The organism is Blautia glucerasea, from assembly GCF_020537505.1.
GTDB lineage: Bacteria > Bacillota > Clostridia > Lachnospirales > Lachnospiraceae > Blautia_A.
On record NZ_JAJBMO010000117.1, the window covers coordinates 1 to 440 of the forward strand.

Below are 440 nucleotides of genomic sequence, written 5' to 3' on the forward strand. Positions count from 1 at the left end.
AATGCAGTCCGTAACCCCTGGATGCACGCATCCAGGTTTAGGCTCCTCCGCGTTCGCTCGCCGCTACTTGCAGAATCGAGTTTTCTTTCTTTTCCTCCGGGTACTTAGATGTTTCAGTTCCCCGGGTTCCCTTCCATACGTTATGGATTGGCGTATGGATGACAGAGGTGTGCTCTGCCGGGTTTCCCCATTCAGAGATCTCCGGATCAAAGGATATTTGCTCCTCCCCGAAGCTTATCGCAGCTTATCACGTCTTTCTTCGGCTCTTAGTGCCAAGGCATCCGCCCTGTGCCCTTATTGCTTGACCTTTTCGCTCATCACCCTAGCGTAGGTGATGCGGTCTTTTGATTCTCATTGTTGATCTTTGTCTGTTCTCACAGACTAAATCGATGTCTTCCTATCTTACGTTTTAACGTTTGTATCAAGGATATTTGATTAAA

Annotated in this window: 1 rRNA gene; it reads right to left on the reverse strand. The window is 48.0% G+C overall.

The window, feature by feature from the left end:
• Positions 1 to 307 (reverse strand): 23S ribosomal RNA (locus LIQ05_RS19520); the annotation flags it as partial.
• Positions 308 to 440 lie beyond the last annotated feature (133 nt).